19 protein-coding genes and 1 tRNA gene are annotated in these 24526 nt (G+C 73.0%); all 20 read left to right on the top strand.

Annotation, left to right across the window (positions count from 1 at the left end):
* The gene (locus OVN18_RS01510) at positions 1-417 is read left to right on the top strand and encodes a flagellar biosynthetic protein FliO (RefSeq protein ID WP_267781514.1); all 417 of its coding nucleotides are present in this window, start codon (positions 1-3) and stop codon (positions 415-417) included.
* 4 nt (positions 418-421) lie between these two features.
* Entirely contained in the window at positions 422-1126 is a 705-nt protein-coding gene (gene fliP / locus OVN18_RS01505) for a flagellar type III secretion system pore protein FliP (protein ID WP_267781513.1), read from the top strand.
* Positions 1126-1398: a flagellar biosynthesis protein FliQ gene (gene fliQ / locus OVN18_RS01500; RefSeq protein ID WP_267737760.1), complete on the top strand. Its 273-nt coding sequence runs from the start codon at positions 1126-1128 to the stop codon at positions 1396-1398. Before fliP ends, fliQ begins: the two co-directional genes overlap by 1 nt.
* A 3-nt stretch (positions 1399-1401) precedes the next feature.
* Positions 1402-2163 carry a flagellar biosynthetic protein FliR gene (locus OVN18_RS01495; RefSeq protein WP_267781511.1) on the top strand — a complete coding sequence of 254 codons (762 nt, stop codon included), beginning with the start codon at positions 1402-1404 and terminating at the stop codon, positions 2161-2163.
* Entirely contained in the window at positions 2160-3257 is a 1098-nt protein-coding gene (locus OVN18_RS01490; RefSeq protein WP_267781509.1) for an EscU/YscU/HrcU family type III secretion system export apparatus switch protein, read from the top strand. The genes OVN18_RS01495 and OVN18_RS01490 overlap by 4 nt, the downstream gene beginning before the upstream one ends.
* The gene (locus OVN18_RS01485; protein WP_267781508.1) at positions 3254-5305 is read left to right on the top strand and encodes a flagellar biosynthesis protein FlhA; all 2052 of its coding nucleotides are present in this window, start codon (positions 3254-3256) and stop codon (positions 5303-5305) included. The genes OVN18_RS01490 and OVN18_RS01485 overlap by 4 nt, the downstream gene beginning before the upstream one ends.
* The gene (locus OVN18_RS01480; RefSeq protein WP_267781507.1) at positions 5295-6212 is read left to right on the top strand and encodes a hypothetical protein; all 918 of its coding nucleotides are present in this window, start codon (positions 5295-5297) and stop codon (positions 6210-6212) included. Before OVN18_RS01485 ends, OVN18_RS01480 begins: the two co-directional genes overlap by 11 nt.
* 10 nt (positions 6213-6222) lie before the next feature.
* Complete coding sequence (locus tag OVN18_RS01475) at positions 6223-6507, top strand: carbon storage regulator (protein WP_267781505.1); 285 nt, start codon at positions 6223-6225, stop codon at positions 6505-6507.
* A gap of 24 nt (positions 6508-6531) precedes the next feature.
* Complete coding sequence (locus OVN18_RS01470; protein WP_267781504.1) at positions 6532-7434, top strand: diacylglycerol kinase family protein; 903 nt, start codon at positions 6532-6534, stop codon at positions 7432-7434.
* A gap of 96 nt (positions 7435-7530) precedes the next feature.
* A tRNA-Glu gene (locus OVN18_RS01465) sits at positions 7531-7603 on the top strand.
* Positions 7604-7708: 105 nt separating this feature from the next.
* A complete protein-coding gene (locus tag OVN18_RS01460; RefSeq protein WP_267737753.1) occupies positions 7709-8269 on the top strand; it encodes an NYN domain-containing protein in 561 nt (186 codons plus the stop codon).
* A gap of 214 nt (positions 8270-8483) precedes the next feature.
* On the top strand, positions 8484-9596 hold the full coding sequence (locus OVN18_RS01455; RefSeq protein ID WP_267781503.1) for a TerC family protein: 1113 nt from the start codon (positions 8484-8486) through the stop codon (positions 9594-9596).
* Positions 9597-9709: 113 nt separating this feature from the next.
* A complete protein-coding gene (locus OVN18_RS01450) occupies positions 9710-10555 on the top strand; it encodes a PP2C family protein-serine/threonine phosphatase (RefSeq protein WP_267737751.1) in 846 nt (281 codons plus the stop codon).
* On the top strand, positions 10552-11754 hold the full coding sequence (locus OVN18_RS01445; RefSeq protein ID WP_267781502.1) for an FHA domain-containing protein: 1203 nt from the start codon (positions 10552-10554) through the stop codon (positions 11752-11754). Before OVN18_RS01450 ends, OVN18_RS01445 begins: the two co-directional genes overlap by 4 nt.
* 2 nt (positions 11755-11756) lie before the next feature.
* The gene (locus OVN18_RS01440; protein ID WP_267781500.1) at positions 11757-13481 is read left to right on the top strand and encodes a serine/threonine-protein kinase; all 1725 of its coding nucleotides are present in this window, start codon (positions 11757-11759) and stop codon (positions 13479-13481) included.
* On the top strand, positions 13478-14191 hold the full coding sequence (locus OVN18_RS01435; RefSeq protein ID WP_267781498.1) for a hypothetical protein: 714 nt from the start codon (positions 13478-13480) through the stop codon (positions 14189-14191). The genes OVN18_RS01440 and OVN18_RS01435 overlap by 4 nt, the downstream gene beginning before the upstream one ends.
* Before the next feature lie 100 nt (positions 14192-14291).
* On the top strand, positions 14292-19802 hold the full coding sequence (locus OVN18_RS01430; RefSeq protein ID WP_267781497.1) for an Ig-like domain-containing protein: 5511 nt from the start codon (positions 14292-14294) through the stop codon (positions 19800-19802).
* 49 nt (positions 19803-19851) lie between these two features.
* Positions 19852-20820 carry an AAA family ATPase gene (locus OVN18_RS01425; protein WP_267737744.1) on the top strand — a complete coding sequence of 323 codons (969 nt, stop codon included), beginning with the start codon at positions 19852-19854 and terminating at the stop codon, positions 20818-20820.
* Positions 20817-22163: a DUF58 domain-containing protein gene (locus tag OVN18_RS01420; protein WP_267781496.1), complete on the top strand. Its 1347-nt coding sequence runs from the start codon at positions 20817-20819 to the stop codon at positions 22161-22163. The genes OVN18_RS01425 and OVN18_RS01420 overlap by 4 nt, the downstream gene beginning before the upstream one ends.
* Positions 22160-24526: a transglutaminase-like domain-containing protein gene (locus OVN18_RS01415; protein ID WP_267781494.1), complete on the top strand. Its 2367-nt coding sequence runs from the start codon at positions 22160-22162 to the stop codon at positions 24524-24526. Before OVN18_RS01420 ends, OVN18_RS01415 begins: the two co-directional genes overlap by 4 nt.

The following is a 24526-nucleotide window of genomic DNA, read 5'->3' as shown; positions in this document are numbered from 1 at the left end:
GTGGACGACCTCCTCCTGGCGCTGCGCGTCGTCGTCTCGCTCGGCGTCGTCATCGCGCTGCTGTGGATCGTGCAGCGACGCCTCTCGACGGGTGAGCGCCGCCCGCAGAAGGCCGCCGTCGTGCGCCTCATCGGCCGGCAGGGCGTCGCCGGCAAGTCGTCGGTCGTCGTCGTCGAGGTCGAGGGCGAGCGGCTCGTGCTCGGGGTGACCGAGCAGGGCATGACCGTGCTGGCCCGGCACGACGCGCCGGCCGAGCCGAGCATCCCGTCGCTCGAGAGCGCACCGGCCACGGACGCCCCCGCCACGGTCACGCCGCTCGCGCCCGCGCGCGCGCGCCTCAGCGCCGCGCCCCTCGCGACGCCCCCGAGCTGGGCGGCGGTCTGGCAGCGCGCCCTCGGCTCCGCCGCGCAGCGGTGAGCGCATGACGATCTGGGCGATGCAGCCGATCGCCCCCGACGGCGGCATCGGCATCAGCATCAACGGGCCGAACGGCGAGCCCTCGACGGCGATCGTCACCTTCCTCGCCGTGACGCTGCTCTCGGTGGCGCCGGCGCTGCTCATCATGACGACGTCGTTCACGAAGATCTTCGTCGTGCTCGCGATGACCCGCAACGCGCTCTCGCTGCCGACCATCCCGCCCAACCAGGTGCTCGCCGGGCTCGCGCTCTTCCTCTCCCTCTTCATCATGGCGCCCGTGCTCGAGGCCATCAACAGCGGGGCGGTGCAGCCCTACCTCGACGGCTCGATGACGGCCACGACGGCCTTCGAGACGGGCGTCGTGCCGCTGCGCGAGTTCATGCTCTCGTTCACGCGGCAGGAGGACCTCGCGCTCATCATGCGCGCCGCCGACCTGCCGAACCCGGCGACGCCCGACGACGTCGCGCTCACGACTCTCATCCCCGCGTTCCTGCTCTCCGAGCTGCGCAGCGCGTTCATCATCGGCTTCGTCATCTTCGTGCCGTTCCTCATCATCGACATCGTCGTCTCCGCCGCGCTCATGTCGCTCGGCATGATGATGCTGCCGCCGGTGATGATCTCGCTGCCGTTCAAGATCCTGCTGTTCATCCTCGTCGACGGCTGGGGGCTCATCACGACGACCCTCATCCAGAGCTACCAGGGCGCCTGATGGACTCCGCCGCCGTCCTCGACCTCGCCGTGCAGGCGATCATCGTCTCCGCCAAGCTCTCGGCGCCCATCCTCGTCACGGCGCTCGTCGTCGGCTTCGCCATCTCGCTGCTGCAGTCGATCACGCAGATCCAGGAGGTCACGCTCTCGTTCGTGCCGAAGATGGCGGCCGTCGCCCTCGCGCTCGTCGTCGCGGGCAACTGGATGATCAGCGAGATGGTGGCCTTCACGCACCTCGCCTTCGGCCGCATCCCCGAGCTGCTGGGGGGCTGAGCCGTGACCTTCGCCGTCAACGCGGTGTGGCTCGAGACCTTCGCCCTCGCCGCCGTGCGCATGGTCGCCTTCATCGTCATCGCTCCGCCCTTCTCCACCGGCGCCATCCCGCTGCGCGTGAAGGGGATGCTCGCCATGGGCCTCGCCCTCGCCGTCTCGCCCCGCGCGGCGCAGGTCGCCGAGCCGAGCTCGGGCGGCGCCTTCCTCGGGGCGCTCGTGCTCGAGCTCGTCGTCGGAGCCCTCCTGGGCTTCCTCGTCTACCTGGCCTTCGCGGCCGTGCAGTCCGCGGGCGGTCTCATCGACCTGTTCGGCGGGTTCTCGCTCGCCCAGGGATTCGACCCGCAGTCGATGGTGAACGGCGCGCAGTTCGCGCGGCTCTTCCAGATGACGGCGGTCGCGCTGCTCTTCGCCTCGGGCGGGTACCTGCTCGTGATCGGCGGGCTGCTCCGCTCCTACGAGGCCATCCCGGTGGCGACGGCCTCGATCGACGTCGTCGACGCCGAGCTGATCATCACCGCATCCAGCCAGCTGCTGCTCGCCGCGGTGCAGATCGCCGGCCCGCTGCTGGTGGTGCTCGTGCTCGCTGATATCGGGCTGGGGCTGCTCACCCGGGTCGCCCCGCAGCTCAACGCGCTCGCGCTGGGGTTCCCGCTGAAGATCTTCCTCACGCTCATCCTCGTCGTGCCGGCCTTCATCGGCCTCCCCGCGGTGGTCGACGCGCTCGTCGGCGACGCGGTCGAGATGATGGGGGGTGCGCGCCCGTGAGCGACTCGCAGGAGCGCACCGAGAAGGCGACGCCGAAGAAGTTGCGCGACGCCACCCGCAAGGGCCGGCTCGGCACCTCGCAGGATCTCGCCTCGTGGCTCGGCATCGGCGCCGCCGGTCTCGTGCTGCCCGGCATCATCGAGGCGGCGACGGCCGAGGGCACGGGCCAGATGCTCATGATCGGCACCGTCGTGCGCGACCCCGACCCCGAGGTCGCCCTCGGCGCCCTCGAGACCGCGCTCGGGGGAGTGCTCGTGGTGCTCGCCCCTCTGCTGGTGATCGTCGTCATCACGGCGCTCGCCGGCTCGGTGGTGCAGGGCGGCATGCGCCTGCGGCCGTTCACCACGAAGGTCGAGCAGTTCAACCTCGTCTCGGGTGTCAAGCGGCTGTTCGGCCTGCAGGCCTGGTGGGAGGGCGGGAAGGCGCTCATGAAGACGGCGGTCGTCGCCGCGGTGCTCACGGCGGTCATCTCCGGGCTGCTCCCGTTCCTCGCGAGCTCCGCCTCGCTGCCCGTCGGCGCCGTGCTCGAGACCGCCGTGCAGGGCATCGCGAGCGTGCTGCAGGCGGCGGTCGCCGCCGGCCTGGTGCTGGCCGTCATCGACGTCCTCGTCGTCGCGAAGCGCAATCAGAAGCACACGCGCATGACGCGCAAGGAACTCACCGACGAGAACAAGAACACCGACGGCGACCCGCTCATCAAGGCGCAGCGCCGGGCCCGGCAGCTCGCCACGAGCCGCAACCGCATGATCGCCGCGGTCGCCGATGCCGACGTCGTGCTCGTCAACCCCACGCACATCGCCGTCGCTCTGCGCTACGACGCGAGCAAGGGCGCCCCCCGGGTCGTCGCGAAGGGCAGCGGCCTGATCGCCGCCCGCATCCGCGAGAAGGGCGAGCAGTGCGGGGTGCCGCTCGTGCGCGACGTCCCGCTCGCCCGGGCGGTGCACGCGGCCTGCGAGATCGGCCGCGAGATCCCCGCCGAGCTCTACGAGGCGGTCGCGCGCGTGCTCGCGCTCGTCATGGCCATGCGCGCCGCCGGCTCGACGCCGCGCGGCATCATCGACGGGGCCGTGGCCCCGGGAAGGAGGAGCCGATGAGCTCCCTCGTACGCGCCCTCGGCGTGCCCATCGGAGTGGTGGGCATCCTCCTGCTGCTCATCGTGCCCATCCCGGCACCGCTGCTCGACGTGCTCATCATCATCAACATCCTCTTCGCGCTGGTGATCCTGCTGACGACGATGTTCGTGACGAAGCCGCTCGACTTCTCGGTGTTCCCCTCTCTGCTGCTCGTCGCCACGCTGTTCCGCCTCGGCCTCAACGTCGCCTCCACCCGGCTCGTGCTGGGCGAGGCCCACGCGGGCGCCGTCATCGAGGCCTTCGGCACGGTCGCCGTCGGCGGCTCGCTCATCATCGGCGCGGTCGTGTTCCTCATCCTCATCGTCATCCAGTTCGTCGTCGTCACGAAGGGCGCCGAGCGCGTCGCCGAGGTCGGCGCGCGCTTCACGCTCGATGCGATGCCCGGCAAGCAGATGGCGATCGACGCCGAGCTCAACGCGGGCCTCATCACCGAGGAGCAGGCGAAGGAGCGGCGCGCGACGGTGGCCGCCGAGGCCGACTTCTACGGCGCGATGGACGGCGCATCCAAGTTCGTCAAGGGCGACGCGATCGCCGGCATCATCATCATCATCATCAACATCGTCGGCGGCATCGCCATCGGCATGGCACAGATGGGCATGGAGATCGGCGAGGCCGTCGAGACCTACACGCTGCTGACGATCGGCGACGGTCTCGTCACCCAGATCCCGGCGCTGCTCATGGCCGTCTCGACGGGCATGATCGTCACCCGCTCGACGGCCGACGAGCAGATGGGCACGACCGCCTCGCGGCAGCTGGTGCAGTCGCGGCAGGCGCTCATGATCGCGGGATGCGCCGCCATCGCCATGGCGCTGATCCCGGGCATGCCGCCCCTGCCCTTCCTCATCGTCGGGGCCTCGCTCCTGCTCATCGCGCTGAGGCTGCGCCGTGCGGAGCGCTCCGATGCCCTCGCCGCGACGGCGGCCGAGGCCGCCGAGGCCCCGGCCGCCGCGCGCGACAGCCCCGAGCAGCTCATCGAGCAGATGCGGGTGCACGCCCTCGAGATCCGGCTCGCACCCGACATCGTCGACCTCGTCACCGGCGGCCCCGACGACCTGCTCGGGCGCGTGCGCGCCCTGCGCCGCACGATCGCGCTCGACCTCGGCATCGTCGTGCCGCCCGTGCGCACCCGCGACAGCGTCGAGCTGCCCTCGGGCACCTATGTCATCCGCGTCGCGGGCGTCGAGGCCGGGCGGGGCGTCGTGCCCGCCGGCCGTGTGCTCGCGCTGGGCGACCGCCTCGACTCGCTGCCGGGAACGCCGATCACCGAGCCGGTGTTCGGCCTCGCCGGGCGGTGGATCGCCGCCGAGCTGCGGCACGCGGCCGAGCTCGCCGGCGCCACCGTCATCGACCGCACGAGCGTCGTCATCACCCACCTCTCCTCGATCGTGCAGAGCCACGCTGCGCGCCTGCTCTCCCGCGAGGACGTGCGCGTGCTCACCGAGGGGGTGCGCGGCGTGAGCCCCTCCGCGGTGGAGGAGCTCACTCCGAGCCTGCTGAGCCTCGCCGAGGTGCAGCGCGTGCTGCAGGCCCTGCTCGCCGAGAGGGTGCCGATCACCGACCTGGCCCGCATCTACGAGGCGCTCGCCCTGCGCGCCCGCGCATCCACCGACGCGGAGGGCCTCGTCGAGGCCGCCCGCACCGCGCTCGGCCCGGTCATCGCCGAGCGGCACCGCGAGGGCGGCGTGCTGCGCGTCGTCATGATCGATCCCCTGCTCGAGCAGTCGATGCTCGAGGGCCTGCGCCCGAGCGAGCTGGGCTCGCAGATCGTGCTCGACCCGGCCCGCATCGAGCAGGTCATCGCCTCGTGCCAGTCGGTCGTGCGGCAGGCCGTCGACCGCGGTCTCGACCCCGTCGTCGTGTGCGCGCCGGCGCTGCGATCCGCCGTGCGCCGGCTGCTCAGCCCGCACCCCGACGGCGTCGCCGTGCTGTCGTACCAGGAGGCCTCCGCGGCCGGCGGCGAGATCGAGACCGTGGGGGTGATCCGCGGTGCCGAGACGATTGCATCGTGAGGCCGCCTCCCTCGCCGACGCCCTGGCGGTCATCCAGCAGGAGTACGGACCGAGCGCGCGCATCGTCGCGGCCGAGGCGGTGACGGTCGGGGGCTTCCGCGGCCTCTTCGCCCGCCGCTACTTCGACATCGAGTTCGAGGTGCCCGACGGCGCTCCCGGCGCGCCCACCGGCGCGGCGGGCCCGGTCGCGCCGGGAGCGTCCGCGGCCGGCATCGACGCGCTGCTGCGCGCGGCCGAGCAGGTCGAGGGCGACTGGATGCCCGGCGCAGGCCCCCACGCCGCCCCCACCCCCTCGGTTCCCGGCGCCGCCGCGCCCGCGCCCGCCGCGGCCCCCCGCCCCAGCACCGAGCGCCCGGAGTTCGCCGAGCTGCTCGCCGAGCTCAGCGCCACCACCACGGGCGTGCGCGAGCCCGCGGCCGTCCCCGTCGCCCGGGGCGAGCGCGGCGCGCTCGTCATGGTCATCGGCGCGGGGGAGGCCGCGTGGGAGCAGGCGCGCACCATCGCCGCCGACAGCGGGGCGCTCCTCGCCCAGGCGGGCGCGCACGAGCGCGCCGGCTTCCCGCGCGGCGACGACCGGCGCCGGGCCCGCGCCCTGCGCGCCGACGCGGTCGGCGAGGGCCGTTCGACGGTGCTCGCGGCGGGGCTGCCGGCGAGCATCCCGGTCTCGGCCTCGCGGCTGCAGGCGCTCGACGACATCGGCGCCGACCAGATCTGGCTCGTGGTCGACGCCGCGCGCAAGGCCGACGACACGGCCCGCTGGGTGACGGCCATCGGCGCGGCCCTGCCCGTGGACGCCCTCGCCGTCATCGGCGTCGCGGCCACCGCGAGCCCTGAGACGGTCGATGCTCTGGGCATCCCGATCGGCTGGATCGACGGGCGCCCGGCCGCCCGCCCGCGGCTCGGATAGTCTGGCTCGCATGCTCGTACTGACGCGGAAACCGGGGGATCGCATCCTCGTCGGCGACGACATCATCATCACGGTGCTCGACTCCCGGGGCGACGGCGTGCGCATCGGCATCGAGGCGCCGGCCGGCGTGCGCATCCACCGCGAGGAGGTCGTCCGCGCCGTCGAGGCCGCCAACGCGCAGGCCGCGGCGGCCGCTGCCGGCACCGACGCCGCCGCGCTCGGGCTGCCGCCCGCCGCGACGCCCTCGTCCGATCGGGCGACCGGCCCGGCGCCCGCGTCGACGCCCGGCGACTGATCGTTCCACCAGCACAATGGGGCTGTGAGCCCCTCCCGCCGCATCGTCGCGGCCCTCAACCCCTCCGCATCGTCCGGGCGCGGCCGCCTCGTCGGTCCGCGCGTCGTCGAGGCGCTGCGCGCCGCCGGTCACGAGGTCACGGCGCTCGCCGAGGCCGACTTCGCCGCGCTGCTCGCCGCCACCCGCGCGGCGCTCGCTGACGGCGCCGACGCGCTCGTCGTGGTCGGCGGCGACGGCATGGTGCACCTCGGCCTGCTCGCGCTGGCCGGCGGCGAGGTGCCCCTGGGGCTCGTGCCGAGCGGCACCGGCAACGACGTGGCGCGCGGTCTGGGCATCCCGATCGACGACACCGAGGCGGCGATCGCCGCGCTGCTCGCCGCGCTCGAGCACCCGGCGCAGCGCATCGACACGGCGACGATCACCGGCGACGGGATTCCCGCCTCGCGCTTCGCCTGCATCCTCTCGGCCGGGTTCGACGCCCTCGTCAACGAGCGCGCCAACGGCATGCGCCGCCCGCGCGGCCGCAGCCGGTACACGATCGCGCTGCTCGTCGAGCTGCTGCGGCTGCGCCCGATCGACTACCGCCTCGTGCTCGACGGGGTGGAGTACCGCGAGCGCGGCGTGCTCGTCGCCATCGCCAACAACCGATCGTTCGGGGGCGGGATGCTCGTCGCCCCCGACGCGCAGCTCGACGACGGCCTGCTCGACGTCGTCGTCGTCCGTCCGCTCGGGCGCCTCGCCTTCCTGCGCATCTACCCGCGGGTCTTCGCCGGCACGCACGTGAGCGACCCGCGCGTGGTCGTGCACCGCGCGGCACGGGTTCGGATCGAGGCGCAGGGCGTCGTCGCCTACGCCGACGGGGAGCGCATCGGCCCGCTGCCGCTCGACATCGCGGTGGAGCCGGGGGCGCTGCGGGTGCTCGCCTGACCGCGACCGGGCCGCGACACGCCCGCGAGGGAGGCGGGGGCCCGCCCGTTTTGCTCGGAGCCCGAACCCTGTGGCATACTCGTCAGGTTGCAATGCGGCCCCATCGTATAGCGGCCTAGTACGCTGCCCTCTCACGGCGGTAACGCGGGTTCGAATCCCGCTGGGGTCACCCACACGAAGAACCCCCGGCCTCCTCTCTCCACAGAGCGGAAGCCCGGGGGTTCTTCGCTTATCGGGCTTCGATCACCGCACCACCCGCACCGACGGAGGCACCATGCACGAGCCGCAGAGCCGGACCACCTGGGTGCTGGTCGACGGCGAGAACATCGACGCGACCCTCGGCACGTCCATCCTCGACCGCCGCCCGCGCCCCGAGGAGCGCCCCCGCTGGGACCGCCTCTCCGCCTTCGCGGCCGAGCGCTGGCAGCAGCCCGCGCAGGGCGTCTTCTTCCTCAACGCGACCTCGGGCATGCCGCTGACCTTCGTGCAGGCGCTGAAGTCGCTGCACTACGTCGTCGTGCCGCTCTCGGGCTCGAACGACCAGAAGGTCGTCGACATCGCCATCGAGCGCACGCTCCAGGCGCTGCGCGACCGCGCCGCCGACGTCATGCTCGTCAGCAACGACGGCGACTTCGCCGACGACCTCGCCGCGCTCGTCGACGGCGAGCGCCGGGTCGGGGTCGTGGGCTTCTCCGAGTTCCGCAGCGGCGCGCTCAGCATCCCCGGCGTCGAGCTGCTCGACCTCGAGCACGACGCGCGCGTGTTCGACTCCCCGCTGCCGCGCCTGCGCGTCATCCCCATCGACGAGTTCGATCCGAGCAGCTTCCTCGGCTGAGCACGGGCCGACAGCGGCGGGATGCACGGCGCGAGCCGGGCATCCACCGGGCTACACTCGACCCCGCGAGAGGGAGTATCCCGTCATCGCCGCCTCCGTCAGCACGGGCCCCGTCGTCGCGGCCCCGGGGTCGGCGCCGTGCCGACCGCGCGGGGGAGAGACTGTCGCCGCCCTTGCCTGCCGTCTCCCGGCCATCCCCCGTTGAAAGGCCCTCGTGGACTTCGAGATCCCCGTCGTGTTCGAGATCACCGCGTTCATCGTGCTCTCGCTCATCCTGCTCGCCGACCTGCTGCTCGTCGTCAAGCGACCGCACGTGCCGAGCCCGAAGGAGTCGGGGCTGTGGGTGGCGTTCTACGTCACGCTCGCGCTCATCTTCGCGGGGCTGATGTTCGTGTTCGTCGGGCCGACCGCGGGCGGCGAGTTCGTCGCCGGCTGGCTCACCGAGTACAGCCTGTCGATCGACAACCTCTTCGTCTTCGTCATCATCATGGCGCAGTTCGCGGTGCCCAAGAAGATGCAGCAGGAGGTGCTGATGGTCGGCATCATCCTGGCCCTGCTCCTGCGCGGCGCCTTCATCCTCGTCGGCGCGGCCCTCATCGAGAACCTGAGCTGGATCTTCTACATCTTCGGCATCTTCCTGCTCATCACGGCGGCGCAGCAGGCCTTCTCGGGCCGGGAGGACGACGAGCAGCGCGAGTCCAAGCTCATCGGATTCCTGCGCAAGCGCATCGCGATCACCGATCAGTTCCACGGCATGAAGATGCGCACCGTGATCGACGGCCGCAAGATCTGGACCCCGCTGCTCATCGTCTTCATCGCGATCGGCACGACCGATCTGATCTTCGCGGTCGACTCCATCCCCGCGATCTTCGGCATCACGCAGAGCCCGTTCATCGTGTTCACCGCGAACATCTTCGCCCTCATGGGCCTGCGCCAGCTCTACTTCCTGCTCGGCCACCTGGTCGACCGCCTCGTGTACCTCAAGTTCGGCATCGCGTTCATCCTCGCCTTCATCGGCGTGAAGCTGACGCTGCACGCCCTGCACGAGAACGAGCTGCCGTTCATCAACGGCGGCAACCCGGTGCCGGTGCCCGAGATCGACACGATCACCTCGCTCGTCGTCATCGTGCTCTCGATGGCCGTCGCCGTCGTGGCGAGCCTCGTCAAGATGCGTCGCGACGGGGTCTCGCTGAGCGAGGTCGGGCCGTCGGCCGACGACGACGAGCCCGTCGTCGTCGAGGCGACCGCCGAGGGCGAGAAGCCGCAGGCCGAGGGCGGCGACGCGGCCCGCACCGGCTCCGGCAGCACGCCGGCCGCCCGCGAGTAGGAGTACGGCGGCGAGCATCCCGCTACAGTGTTGAGTCGAGCACAGGTCGTCCGGCACCTCCCCATCGCGGGCGGCCCGACGACCGCACCGGCGGCTGATCAGGGGGGAGCGGCATGACGACGACGGCGTCCTCATCCGGGGCTCCCCGCGTCTCGGCGAGCGCGGCGAGCGACCGCGGTCGCGTGCGGCGCGTCAACGAGGACACCCTGCTCGCGGAGCATCCCGTCTACGTCGTCGCCGACGGGATGGGCGGCCACGCGCGCGGCGACGAGGCGAGCCGCCGCGCCGTCGCGGCCCTCGCCGACCTGCGCGGCACCGCTCCGAGCCCCGCCGAGGTGCTCTCGGCGATCGCCGCCGCGAACGACTCGGTCATCGCCATCGCGCACGACGAGCAGGGCCCCTCCGGCCTCGCGGGCACGACCCTCACCGGGGTGGTGCTCGTCGAGGCGGGGCTGCCGCCCGTGCCGCACTGGATGGCGCTCAACATCGGCGACTCGCGCGTCTACACCTGGGACGGTCGCGATCTGCGGCAGATCAGCACCGATCACTCCGCCGTGCAGGAGCTCGTCGACGCCGGGCTGATCTCGCCGGACGAGGCGCGGCAGCATCCCGACCGCAACGTCATCACGAAGGCCCTCGGCGTCGTCGACGCGCTCACGCCCGACGTCTGGCTCATCCCGCTGCGGCCCGGCCACGGTTTCGTGGTCTGCTCCGACGGCCTCAGCAAAGAGCTCGCCGACGTCGAGATCGCCGAGGCGCTCGCGCGCTTCCAGCCCGGTGGGCCCACCCCTGCCGAGGTGCTCGTCGAGCTCGCGCTCGAGCGCGGCGGGCACGACAACGTGTCGGTCGTCGTCGTCGAGGTCGACGGCGCCGCCGCCGTGCACGAGGCGAGCGCCACGCGCGACGCTCCCGTCATCCCGGAGGAGACCGCGCCCCGCCCGAATCGAGGAGACGCATGAGCGCACTGCGCTACGAGTCCGCAGCCGACGGACTGCTGGTCGTCGCGGCCGAGGGATCGGTGCTCGTCGTCGACGACGGCGCGCGCCCTGTCGAGGTCGCGTCGCTGTGGGCGGCCCTGCAGGGTCGGGATGCCGTCGCCGACGCCATGGCGGCGCTCACGACCGGCGGGCTCGCCGCGACCCCTGCCTTCGCCCTGCTCGTCCCCGTCGACGGCGAGGGCGCCCGGCTCGTGGTGCGCGGGCGCCTCGTGGCCGAGGTCGTCTCCGTCGACGGCGGAGCCTCGACCATCGACGCCTCCACCGTCGTCACGTGGGCGGAGCACCTGCTGACCGACGCGGTCTCGGTGACCGTCCGCTCGGTGAGCACCGCATCCCCTTCCGCGGATGCGGCGATGCTGCCGCTGGCCTCGGGGGCCGTGCGGGCCGCGGCCGTGAGCCTCGACCTCGTCCCCGTCGACGCCGACCGGGCCGCCGCCGCGGTGGTCGATCGCACCGTCGTCGTGCCGCACCTGCAGCGCGATGCCGCCCCGGCTCCCGCAGCCACCGCACCCGCAGCCGCCGCCCCCGTCGTCGCCGCGCCCGTCGCAGTCGCCGCCCCGCCCGCCCCGCCCGCCGCGCCACCGATCGCGGCCCCGACGTCGGGGACGTCGTCGTCGTCCGACGACCTCCACAGCACCCGCGCTCCCGAGCACACGATCATCCCGTCGGCGCTCGAGGCGGCGGAGGAGACCGCGGTCGTCCCGCCCGCGCCGAGTGCCCCGGCGGCCCCCGACGCGGGCGACCACGACGGCCTGACCGTCGTCGCGAGCGATCTCGCCGCCCTGCGCGCCGCGGCCGCGGAGTCGGCCCCGGCGGCCGCGTCCGGTCCGCGCTACGTGCTCGACATCTCCTCCGGCGGCAGCGCGGCGCTCGACGGCTCGATCATCGTCGGTCGCGCCCCCAGCACGAGCCGGGTGAGCGACGGGCGCATCCCGCAGCTCGTCGGCCTGCCCGGCGCCGACGACATCTCGCGCAACCACGTGCGCTTCGACCTCGAGGGCGACTCGGTCGTCGTCACCGACCTGCACTCGCGCAACGGCACGGTGCTGCGCGCTCCGGGTGCGACCCCGCGCCAGCTGCGCGCGGGGGAGTCGAGCGTCGTGCTCGGCGGCACGGTCGTCGACCTCGGCGGCATCACCCTCACGGTGCGGGAGGGCTGAGCGTGCGTCGAGCGGGAGAGCCCCCGATCCTGCCCGGCCTCGAGCCGGTGCGCCTGCTCGGCTCCGGCGGCTTCGCCGACGTCTTCCTCTACGAGCAGCAGCTGCCGCGGCGCAAGGTCGCCGTCAAGGTGCTGCTCGCCGACGACCTGTCGACGCAGTCGACGCAGGCCTTCGTCGCCGAGGCCAACCTCATGGCGCAGCTCTCCGCGCATCCCTACATCGTCACGATCTACGGCGCCGCGGTGGCCGACGACGGCCGCCCCTACTTCGTCATGGAGTACTGCGCCGGCCCGAGCCTCGCCGAGCAGTACAAGCGGCGGCCCTTCAGCATCACCGACGCGCTGCGCGTGGGCGTGCGCATCAGCGGCGCCGTCGCCACGGCCCATGCGGCGGGCATCCTGCACCGCGACATCAAGCCGGCGAACGTGCTCACCAACGACTACGGCTGGCCGGCCCTGACCGACTTCGGCATCTCCTCGGCGGTCGAGAGCGAGCTGCCGGTGCACACCACGACGAGCCGCCGCGCGGTCGAGGAGGCCGCGACGACGGGCGGCGGGCAGACGGTCGGCATGTCGATCCCGTGGTCGCCCCCCGAGATGTTCGCCGACGATCCGCGACCGGATGTCCGTTCCGACGTCTTCGCGCTGGCCGCCACCGTGCACACCCTCCTCGCCGGGCGCAGCCCCTTCGAGGTCGAGGGCCGCTCCAACGGCGCGCTCGACCTCATCGGCCGGATCGAGCGCGGCATCGTCACGCCGATGCCGCGGGCCGATCTGCCCCGCAGCCTCATCGCCGTGCTCGCGAAGGGCATGGCGAGCGCGCCGGCCGACCGCTTCGCGAGCGCGATCGAGTTCGGCCGGGCGCTGCAGCGGGTCGAGATGGAGCTCGGCTTCCAGGCGACGACCCTCGACGTGCCGCAGCTGGCCGCGGCCGAGACCGCGACGGCCGAGCCGTCCTCGCCCGATGCCGACGAGACGCGCGTCCGCGGGGTCTCCGTCATCCAGGCGCAGGCCCCGGCCGCTCCCGCGGCGCCGCCGGTCATCCCGCCCCCTCCTGCCCCTGCGGCGACGGGGGCCGCGTCGCCGGCGGTCGTGCCCGAGTCCACCGTCATCCGCGGTGCCGAGACCGACGGCGCGACGGCCGTCACCGGTTCCGCTCCGCTCGACGCGACCGTCATGCGCGGCGCCGGCATCGCCGACACCGTGCGCCCGTCCGCCTCGCCCGCTCCCGCCCCGCCCGTTCCCGCCCCGCCGTCGACCGATCGCGACGCGGACGGCCGCGACCGCGAGGGTGCGGACGCCCGCGATCCCGCCGCCCGTCGCCGCAACATCCTCATCGGCTCGATCGGTGCAGTCGTCCTCGCGGCGATCGTCGCCGTCGCCGTGGTCGTGGGGCCGACCGTCGTCCCCGCCGACGAGAGCCCGTCGACCGCGCCCGACGCGGGCGGGGGAGCGGTGGTCGACGTGATCGAGCCGCCGGGCATCCTGCCGGGGGCGGTCGAGGCGGACGGCACCGTCACCTTCACCGTGACGAACCCCGACCCGAAGGAGCGCGACGTGTTCCGCTGGTTCCCCGTCACGAACCCGAGCGACACCGCCGTCGTGCAGGAGTCCGCCGAGGGGCGCATCGTCGTCGAGGGCGTCGCCCCCGGCACGCAGGTCTGCATCGCTGTCGCGGTGCAGCGCGCCGGCTCCCTGTCGCCCACCACGGAGGGGTGCACGCCATGACGCCGCTGAAGGTCGAGTACTGCGGCGAGTGGTTCGACGTCGCCGACGAGTTCTTCATCGGGCGGGAGGCCGACCTCTCGATCGACGAGAACCCGTACCTGCACCGCCGGTTCCTCTCCCTGCGGCACGAGTTCGACCTGTGGTGGCTGCACAACGTCGGCCAGCTGCTCACCGCGACCGTCTCCGACGCCGCCGGATCCGTTCAGGCGTGGCTCTCTCCGGGGGCGAAGCTCCCGATCGTCTTCCCCGAGCTGCAGGTGGTCTTCACCGCCGGATCGACGACCTACGACTTCGCGATCCACTCCGAGGGCGACCACTTCCGCACCTCGCCGCTCGGCGGGTCGACGGCCGGGTCGACGACCATCGCGCCCATCACCTTCACCCGCACGCAGCGCATGCTGATCCTCGCGCTCTGCGAGCCCTTCCTGCTGCAGGCCCGACGCGGTCGGGCCGAGCTGCCCAGCTCCGCGCAGGCCGCCGAGCGACTCGGCTGGCCGACGACGACCTTCAACCGCAAGCTCGACAACGTGTGCGAGAAGCTCGACAGGATCGGCGTCGACGGGCTCCGGGGCGGCGCGGGCAAGCTCGCCACGAACCGCCGCGCGCGCCTGGTGGAGTACGCGATCGCGACCCATCTGGTCGGGCTCGACGACCTGCCGCTCCTCGACGACGCGGGCGCCGAGGTCGGCTCCGAGCCCTCCGCCCGCTGAACCCCTTCCGGCATCGGGGGCCGCGTTCCTGACGGTTTCTCGGTCGTGGTACGGTCGTCGGCGGACCGTGGGGAACGGTCGTCGAGGAACGGGGAGCCTGGTGGGTGTGTTCAGCGGTGCGAAGCGCACCAGAGCATCCATCGCCTCGACGACGGCGCTCGCCCTCGTCATCGCCGTGCCCACCGTCCTCGCCGTCCTCCACGAGGGCTTCCCCGTCTCCGAGGTCGATCTCGATGCCCGCATCGTCTGGGTCACCAACGGCGAGGAGCAGCTGGCCGGGCGCCTGAACCGTCAGATCGAGGCCCTCAACGCCGCCGTGCCGACCGTCACCGGGCAGGCCGACGTGCTGCAGAACGGCGAGGCGGTCGTGCTGCACGACCCGAGCCTCGGCACCGTCGAGACCATCAACCCCTCCTACACGACGCTCGAGAGCCTGACCGAGATCCCCGTCGGGGCCGAGGTCGCGCTCGGCGGCACCACTCTCGCGGTGCACGATCCGGCGTCGGGCGAGGTCTGGGTCACCGACATCGCCAACGGCATCGTGCTCGACGTGCTCAGCGAGGAGCCGGCGGTCGAGCTCGGCCGCGGCGGGCACGTGGCCGTCTCCGTCGACGGCACCGCCTTCGCGAGCGACCCCGAATCGGACGAGCTGCACACCATCGCCGCCCCGGGCGCCGAGCCCGCGACCGCCGCCTTCGGTCCGATCGGCGAGCACCAGCTCTCCGCCGTCGGCGAGACGGCCGTCGCGCTCGACACCGAGGCCTCCGCGCTCGTCGTCGCCGGCCGCGGCCCCGTCGAGCTCCCCGAGGCGGGCCTGCGCGTCCAGCAGGCGGGTGCGGAGCACGAAGCCGCCCTCGTCGCGACGGCGACCGGTCTGCTGAGCATCCCGCTGGGCGGCGGCGACATCGCGACCATCGACGGCGAGGTGGATGCCCCTGCCGCGAGCCCCGACGACGTCGCCGCACCCGTGCGACTCGACGGCTGCGCGCACGGCGCCTGGTCGGGCTCCGCCCGCTACGCCTTCTCGTGCGCCGACGGCAGGGTCGGAGTGGAGGACCTCAGCCGCCCGACCAGCGGCAACCGGCTCGAGTTCCGCGTCAACCGCTCCGTCATCGCCCTCAACAACCTCACAACGGGCGATTCCTGGCTCGTCGACTCGAACATGGCGCTCGTGCAGAACTGGGACGAGGTCACGCCGCCCGAGCAGGAGCAGACCGAGGAGGGCGACGAGAAGTCGGCCACGCAGTCCTTCGAGGACACCCTCGCGGAGCGCACCGACCAGAACCGGCCCCCGCTGGCCCGCGACGATCAGTTCGGCGTCCGCCCCGGCTCCTCGACGGTGCTGCCGGTGCTCGACAACGACTCCGACCCCGACGGGGACGTGCTCACCGTGTCCGACACCTCGGGGATCCCGGAGAGCTGGGGCGCGCTCTCGGCGATCGACGGGGGTCGCGCGCTGCAGCTCACGCCGGCGCCGGAGGCGCGGGGCACGGTCACCTTCCGGTACACGATCACCGATGGGCGCCCCGGCGGCGTCGCCGAGGCCCAGGTCCAGGTGACGCTGCGCCCCGACGATCTCAACGAGCCTCCCCGCTCGGTGCGCAGCGCGGCCGTCACGATCGAGCAGGGCCAGACGATCGAGTACAACGTGCTCGCCGATTGGATCGACCCCGACGGCGACGACATCCTCCTCGTGGCCGCGGCGCCGAGCGGCAACGACATCGTGAGCTCGAGCCCCGACGGGCTCCTGAGCTTCGAGCACCGCTCCGGCCAGCTCGGCATCACCGAGGTGCCCTTCACGGTCGGCGACGGCCGGGCCGAGGCCAGCGGCGTCCTCACGATCGACGTCAAGGCCGCCGGCACGGTCGACCCGGTCGGCACGGCCGACTTCGCGACGACCTACGTGGGCGAGCCGGTCGTGGTCGAGCCCCTGCTCAACGACCTCTCGCCCTCCGGTGCGCCGCTCGAGCTGCGCGGGGTCGAGGCGATCACCGAGGGCATCGAGCCGGTCGCGACGCTCGATCGCGGCACGGTCACGGTCTCCGCCGAGGCGGCGGGCGTGTACTACGTCGTCTACACGCTCGGGGCCGGTGCCGCCGACAGCGTCGGGCTCATCCGCATCGACGTGCTCGAGAGCCCGGAGAACGACCTCCCGCCGGTCGCGGTGAAGGACGTCGCGTTCCTGCGGCCGGGACAGCCGACCTCGGTCTCGGTGCTCGCCAACGACGTCTCGCCCGGGGGCCGGGTCATGGCCGTGCAGTCGGTCGACACCTCGACGGTCGATCCCGGCATCTCGGTCGAGGTGCTCGGCAACCAGGTCATCCGCGTCACGGCGTCGACGGCCGTGACCGAGCAGACGCAGTTCACGTACACGATCTCCGACGGGCTCGGCACCTCGACGGCCGGGGTGACGGTCATCCCGCTGCCCCCGCTCGTGAAGCACCAGCCCCCCATCGCCGTCGACGACCCCGTGACCGTGCGCTCCCGCGACATCGTCGCCGTCGACGTGCTCGACAACGATCGGCACCCCGACGGGTCGCGCATCGAGCTGGCCCCCGATCTTCTCGATCTCGAGAACGTCGGCGGCCTCGCCTTCGTCTCGGGCGATCAGGTGCGCTACCAGGCGCCGCAGGAGCCCGGGGTGTACTCGGTCGGCTACCGCATCGTCGACGACTTCGGCGAGAGCGCGACGGCGCAGGTGCGCGTCACCGTCGTCGCGGCGGATGCCGCCGACAATCGGGAGCCCATCCCGGTGCCCGTGACCGGGCGGGTCATCGCGGGTTCCACGACCACCATCGACATCCCCCTCGATCGCATCGACCCGGATGGCGACTCGACCGTGCTCGTGGGCCTCACCTCTGCGCCCTTCCTCGGCCGCGTCGTGAGCACCACGAGCACCTCGATCACCTACGAGGCCTTCGCGGGCTCGCGCGGCACCGACGAGTTCCGCTACCGCGTGCAGGACACCTTCGGCCTCACCGCGATCGGAACCGTGCGCATCGGCGTCGTCCCGCCGCCCGAGCAGCTGCTCCCGCCGAACGCCGTCGACGACCGGGCCGTGGTGCGCCCGGGTCGCACGGCCACGGTGCCCGTCCTCGCCAACGACTCCGATCCCGGCGGCCGGTCGATCTCGCTCAGCGACATCGTCGAGGTCGACCGCGGGCTCGAGGCCGAGATCGACCGCACCCAGATCGTCGTGACCGCCCCCGAGGAGGAGGGCACCTACACGCTTCGGTACCAGATCGCGAACGACGCTCGCGGGGTCGACACCGCCTTCGTGCAGGTCGAGGTGCGCGCCGACGCCGAGATCCTGCCTCCGACGGCGATCGATCACGTGCTGGAACCCGCGGACGTCATCGGCGAGGACGCCGTGGAGGTCGACGTCCGCGAGGGCGCGACGAACCCGGGCGGTCGCATCGACGATCTCGTCGTCTCCATCGAGGGGCCGAACGCCGACGCGGCGACCGTGCTCGACGACGGCACCATCGCGGTGAGAGCCGAGCAGTTCCGCATCGCCATCGCCTACCGGCTCACCAACGAGCTCGACGAGCTCTCGGCGCAGGCCTTCATCATCGTGCCGCCCGCCGCGGGCGCGGAGGAGACCTTCCCGCCGCCGTACCTCGATCCGGCGCTGCCCGAGCAGATCATCGAGATGAACGGCAGCGGGGAGTGGGATCTCGAGGACATCCTCATCGTGCCGAGCGGTCAGCCCGCGATCATCACGAGCCCCGCGACGGTCTCCGCCACGAACGGGTCGGGCGGCGAGCTCGTCGTCGACGCCGACACGCTGCAGTACGCGCCGTTCACCGATTACCGCGGGGCGGCATCCCTCAGCTTCGAGGTCACCGACGGCGAATCCGCCGATGATCCGACCGGCCGCACCGCCCTCATCACCCTCCCGATCACGGTCGGCGATCCTGATTTCCGGGATGCCCCTCCCACGTTCACCCCGCAGAACGTCACCATCGAGGCGGGCGAGGAGCCGGTCACCATCGACCTGCGCGACTCGACCGGGCACCCCAACCCGGCCATCATCGCCGAGGTCGACTACTCCGGGCCCACCGGCGGCACCGCCGCGATCGATGCGCGCCTCTCGGGCTCGCAGTTCACCGTCTCCTCGCCGCGCGGCACGCAGCCGGGCACGGTCGGCACCTTCGAGGTGAGCCTGCAGTACGGCGAGTTCACCGTTCCGGGGACGGTCACCGTGACGACGGTCTCGAGCACGCGCCCGCTCGCCCAGCCCGCAGAGGACCGGGCGGTCGCCCAGCGCGGCGACAGCGCGACCGTGAACGTGCTCGCCAACGACTTCAACCCCTTCGCCGCGTCGGGGGAGCCGCTGACGCTGGAGTCGGCCTCGATCACGAACTCCGCCTCGGGCGCGCGCGTCTCGCTCGACCGCGCCTCCGGCGAGATCACGGTGGATGCCGTGTCCTCCTTCATCGGCGACGTCGCGGTCGTCTACGTGGTCGGCGACGCGACCGAGGACCCCGCGCGCCAGGTGCAGGGCTCCTTCATCGTCACGGTCGAGGATCGTCCCGACCGCCCGGGAGCACCCGCCATCGTGACCGAGGGCGACGGCTCGGTGACCATCAGCTTCCAGCCGCCTGCCTCCAACGGCAATCCGAACGACTCCTACGTCATCAAGTGGGGCGGCGAGCAGCGCACGGTCGCACAGGCCGGTCAGCACACGATCGAGGGCCTCGCCAACGGCCAGGACTACACGTTCCGCGTCGGCGCGCACAACGTGCACGGCTGGAGCGAGGATTCCGCGGCGAGCGCCACGGCCCGCCCCTTCGGCGCCCCGGCCGCTCCGGCGAGCGCGAGCATCTCGGCGACGAGCAACGGCAACGGCAACGTGACGGTCAGCTGGAGCGCGGGAGCGAACAACGGGCGCCCGATCACCAACTACCGCGTCACCTTGAGCGACGGGCAGATCGTCGAGCTCGGCAACGTCACGAGCTACACCTTCGCCGGCAAGACCGTCGGTACGGCCTACTCGGCCCGGGTCGAGGCCCGCAACGCCCGGGACTGGAGCCCGGCGACGGCGACCGCCGGCTCGGCCACGCCGACGCCCGGCCGCCCGGGCGGGATCAGCTCGAGCGACATCACGACCTCGGCGGTGACCTTCCGCTGGGACCCGGCACCCGGACAGGTCGGGCAGTACGAGTACCGCTTCAACGGCGGAGGGTGGCAGACGACCGGCGCGAACAACCGGGAGGCCCGCTTCACCGGCGGCAATGCGAGCCAGCAGGTGACGATCGACGTGCGGACTCTCACGAACGGTTCGCGCGGCGAGATCCGCTCCGGCAGCGCCCGTCTGGCCGACCCGCCGACGCCGCCCCCCAGCCCGAGCCTGGCGCTGCGCGGTTCGGGCGACCCGCCCGGCACGGGTCGCTACTACTACGTGACGGCGCGCAACTTCGCCCCGGGGACCCAGATCCAGCTCGTGTGCAGCGATACCCCGGGCAACGAGTTCTCCGGCCCGTACGCCCGCACGATCGACGGCAACGGCAGCTGGGAGGGCGAGCTGCCCTGCTACAGCGGCTTCGGCGATTACCGGGTGCGCGACACCGTGACGAACACCAGTTCGCCGCTGGTCTCGCAGTGGTAACCCCGGGCGACCCCCGAACCCGACCCTCATCACCCCGCAAGGAGCACCCATGACCGTCACCCAGGAGCAGGCCGACTGGTTCGCCGACGCCTTCACGAAGCTCGCCTCGAGCGTCGACCAGGCGATCCTCGGCAAGGATCACGTGATCCGCCTCGTCGTCGCCGCCATGCTCTCGAACGGCCACGTGCTGCTCGAGGACTTCCCGGGCACCGGCAAGACCGTGCTCGCGAAGGCGCTCGCCAACACGCTGCACGGCTCGAACTCGCGCATCCAGTTCACCCCCGACCTGCTGCCCTCCGACGTCACGGGCGTCACGATCTACGACCAGGGCAAGGGCGTGTTCGAGTTCCACCGCGGGCCGATCTTCGCCTCGGTCGTGCTCGCCGACGAGATCAACCGCGCGAGCCCGAAGACCCAGTCGGCGCTTCTCGAGGTCATGGAGGAGGGCCGCGTCACGGTCGACGGCGTGAGCCACGAGGTCGGCGCGCCGTTCATGGTGATCGCCACGCAGAACCCCGTCGAGCAGGCGGGCACGTACTCTCTCCCCGAGGCCCAGCTCGACCGCTTCCTCATCAAGACCTCCCTCGGCTACCCCGATCGCGACTCCTCGGTGGCGCTGCTGCTCGATTCGTCGAACCGCTCGCGGGCATCCGCCGTCAGCCCGATCGTCAACGCCGAGACGGTGCTCACGATGGCGGCCCTCGCGAGCGAGGTGTTCGTCGACCAGGCGGTCATCGAGTACCTCAACGACGTCGTCACCGCCACCCGGCACGACAAGGACGTCGCGCTCGGCGTCAGCATGCGCGGCGCCCTCGCGCTCGCCCGCGTCGTGAAGACCTGGGCCATCTCGCAGGGCCGCACCTACGTGCTGCCCGACGACGTGCGCGATCTCGCCGTACCCGTGCTCGCGCACCGCATCATGGTCGACCCCGAGGCCGAGTTCGCGGGCACCACGGCCGAGCAGATCGTCGATCGCGTGCTCGTCTCGATCACCCCGCCGGTGCACCGCGCGGCATGACGACCCTCCTCAGCGGCGCGGCGACCCGACTGCAGCGCTCCGGCGCCGTGGCCGGGCGCGCGCTCGCGGGCGCCCGCGGCGGCGCGGCCGTGCGCGGTCGCGCGGCGCTCGCCCGGGTCCAGCCCGTCGTCGCCCGTGCCGGCCGTGCCGCCGCCCCGGTGGCCCGCCCGGTCGCCGCGGCCGTCGGGCCCGTGCTCGGCGTCGTGGGCGCGGTCGGCTGGTTCGTCATCGTCGGGGCCCTCGCCTCGGGCATCGCCGGCGCCCTGCTCGGCTGGCCCGAGCTGACCTACCTCTCGCTGACGCTGCTCGGGGCGCTCGCGATCTCGGCCGTCTTCCTCATCGGTCGGGCCGAGTACCGGGTCGCGCTCGAGCTCGAGCCGCCGCGCGTCACCGTCGGCGATCGCGCCTACGGCCGTCTCGTCGTCGCCAACAGCGCCGCCCGCCGCTCGCTCCCCTCGCGCATGGAGCTTCCCGTCGGTGCCGGACTCGCCGAGTTCACCATCCCCTCTCTCGCCCCCGAGGCCGAGCACGACGAGCTGTTCGCCGTGCCCACCCACCGTCGCGCCGTCATCGTCGCCGGCCCCGCGCTCACCGTCCGCGGCGACCAGCTCGGCATCCTGCGCCGCACCGTGCGCTGGACGGACCCGGTCGAGCTCTTCGTGCACCCCCTCATCAGCCGCCTGCAGTCCTCCGCCGCGGGCCTCGTGCGCGACCTCGAGGGCGAGATCACGCCCGTCATCACCTCCAACGACATCGCCTTCCACGCCCTGCGCGCCTACGAGCCCGGCGATCCGCTGCGCAACGTGCACTGGCGCACCTCGGCCCGCACCGGGCAGCTCATGGTGCGGCAGTTCAACGAGACGCGTCGCAGCGAGCTGCTGCTCGTGCAGAGCATCCAGGGGCGGTCGTGGGCCGATGACGACGAGTTCGAGCTCGGCGTCTCGGTCATGGCGTCCCTCGGGGTGCAGGTCGTGCGCGATGCGACCCGACTCACCGTCGTCACCGAATCCGGGATGCTCCGCACGGCCACCCCGACGACCCTGCTCGACGACACGAGCCGCATCGAGCTGCAGCCGCTGCAGCAGCGCCCGCTGCGCGCCGTCGTGCGCGACATCACCCGTCGCACCCCGGCCCCGAGCGTCATGGTGCTCGTGATCGGCTCGCAGACGACGATCGAGGAGGCGCGCTCGGTGACGAGCCTCTTCCGCGGCGACACGCAGTCGATCGTCATGCGGGTGGAGCAGGGCGCGAACCCCGGCCTCTCGCGCATCGGGCAGACCGTCGTGGCGACCATCGGCTCGCTCAGCGACCTGCGCGGCATCATCCGGGCGGTGAAGCCGTGAGCGCGACCCTGACGCCCGATGCTCCGGCGCCCGCGTCCGGTCGCCGCTCCGCCGCTCCCGCCGTCGTCGACCCGGTCTTCACCCGCGGCGCGCTCACCGACCTCGGCGTCGTCGTCGCCCTGTCGATCATCGCCGTGCTCGGCTTCGAGACGGCGTACGGGGACGAGAACTTCCTGCTCGTCGGGCTCGGCGGCGTGGCCGCGGGAGCGCTCGGCGCCGCCGCGGCCGCCGCGCTGCGCCTCGCCGCCCTCCCGGCGGTGCTGCTCGGGGTGCTGGTGTACTTCCTGCTCGGCACCCCCATCACGATGCCCGAGCTCGCGATCCTCGGCGTGCTGCCGAGCGCCTCCTCGCTCGCGGGCCTCGCGATCGGCGCGGTCTTCGGCTGGAACGACGTGCTGACCCTCGCGACCCCGGTGCAGGCGCCGTACTACATCGCCGCTCTGCCGTACTTCGCCGCGTGGGCCGTCGTGCTCATCGCCGGACTGCTCGTGCTGCGCTGGCTGCCGCGGCGCCGCTCGGTGCTGCGCGCCACGGTCGTCGTGCTGATGCCGACGCTGCTCTACGTCGCGGGCATCCTGCTCGGCACCGACGAGCCGTACTACGCGGCCATCCGCGGCATCACCTTCGCCGTCATCTGCCTCGTCTGGGTGGGCTGGCGCCGCGCCCGCGCCGAGGGCGTGCTCGATTCGCCGCACCCCGCCTACCGCCGTCGTCGGCTCGGCGGAGCGGCGGCCGTCGTCGCGGGTGGAGTCGTCATCGGCATCATCGCGGGCGCGGTGCTCGCCCCGGCGCCGGCCGAGCGCTTCGTGCTGCGCGAGGAGATCGAGCCGCCGTTCGATCCCGTCGAGTACCCGAGCCCGCTCGCGGGCTTCCGGCAGTACACCGGCACCCTGGCCGAGGAGGAGCTCTTCCGCGTGCAGGGCCTGCAGCCCGGCCAACGGCTGCGGCTCGCCGCCATGGACTCCTACGACGGCCAGCTCTGGAACGTCGCCGGTCGCGCCGTGGCCGAGGAGGGCTCCGGCACCTTCCAGCTCGTCGGCACCGACCTGCCCGAGCCGCCGCTCGCCGAGACGGGCTCGGCATCCACGCTCACGATCTCGATCGGGGCCTACGACGACGTGTGGATGCCCGAGCTGGGCTACACGAGCGAGCTCGACCTGCTCGACGAGGGCACCGCGGCCCGCGCCGACGATCTGCGGTACAACCCGACGACAGGCTCGGCGATCCTCTCCTCGGGTCTGGAGCGCGGTGCGCGGTACCGCGTCACCGGCGCCGAGCAGAGCATCCCGGAGGACGCGGCACTCGCCGAGGTGCCGACCGCGCAGGTGGCGCTGCCGCCCGTCGACGACGTGCCCGACGTGCTCACCTCGCGCGCCGTCGAGCTCGCCGGGCAGGAGACGAGCGCGATCGCGCAGCTGCGCACGATCGAGCAGCGGCTGAGCTCCGAGGGCTTCTACAGCAACGGCCTGCCGACCGACGCGGCGCCCTCGCGGGCGGGCCACGGCGCCGACCGCATGGTCGAGCTGTTCACGCGAACCCCCCTCATCGGCGACGAGGAGCAGTTCGCGGCGGCCTTCGCGCTCATGGCTCGCCACCTCGGCTACCCGGCGCGCGTGGTGATGGGCTTCGCCCCCGAAGTGCCCGAGGGCGCCGACGAGGTGGCCGTGCTCGGCTCCGACGTCACGGCCTGGGTCGAGGTGCCCTTCGAGGGCGTCGGCTGGATCCCCTTCTTCCCCACCCCCGACGAGACCGACATCCCGCAGGATCAGGTGCCGCTGCCGCAGAGCGAGCCGCAGCCGCAGGTGCGGCAGCCTCCGCGCCTCGAGACGGACGAGGAGGATCTTCTCACCGCCGTCGAGCTCGAGGAATCGGACCCGGACGACGAGGAGCAGGGCTTCGTCATCCCGGGCTGGCTCATCGGCATCGGCGGGGCGCTGCTGGCCCTGCTGCTGCTATACAGCATCCCGCTCGGGATCGCGGCGGCGCTGCGCGCCCGCCGTCGGGCTGCACGACGCCGCGCCGAGCCCGATCGCGCCGTCGCGGGCGCGTGGCAGGAGCTCACCGACCGCTTCGCCGAGCACGGCGTGCCCGTGCCCGACGGTGGCACGCGCCGCACCGAGGGTGAGGCCGCCGCCGCAGCCCTCGCGGCGCGGGGCGCGGAGGAGTCCGCCGCCGGGGGCGTCGCGACGCTCGCGCGCGAGGTCGACGGCGACGTGTTCGGCGGCCGTCCGATCGAGCCCGAGCGCGTCGACGACCGCTGGAGCCGGGTCGATGACGGCGTCGCCGCCCTCGCCGCGACGCTCACGCCGTGGCAGCGGCAGCTCGCGAGGTTCCGCGTGACCCGACGCGGTGCGAGAGGCTGA

The sequence above is a fragment of the Microcella daejeonensis genome (genome assembly GCF_026625045.1).
Taxonomy (GTDB): domain Bacteria; phylum Actinomycetota; class Actinomycetes; order Actinomycetales; family Microbacteriaceae; genus Microcella; species Microcella daejeonensis.
This window is presented reverse-complemented; position numbering and strand designations above follow the sequence as displayed.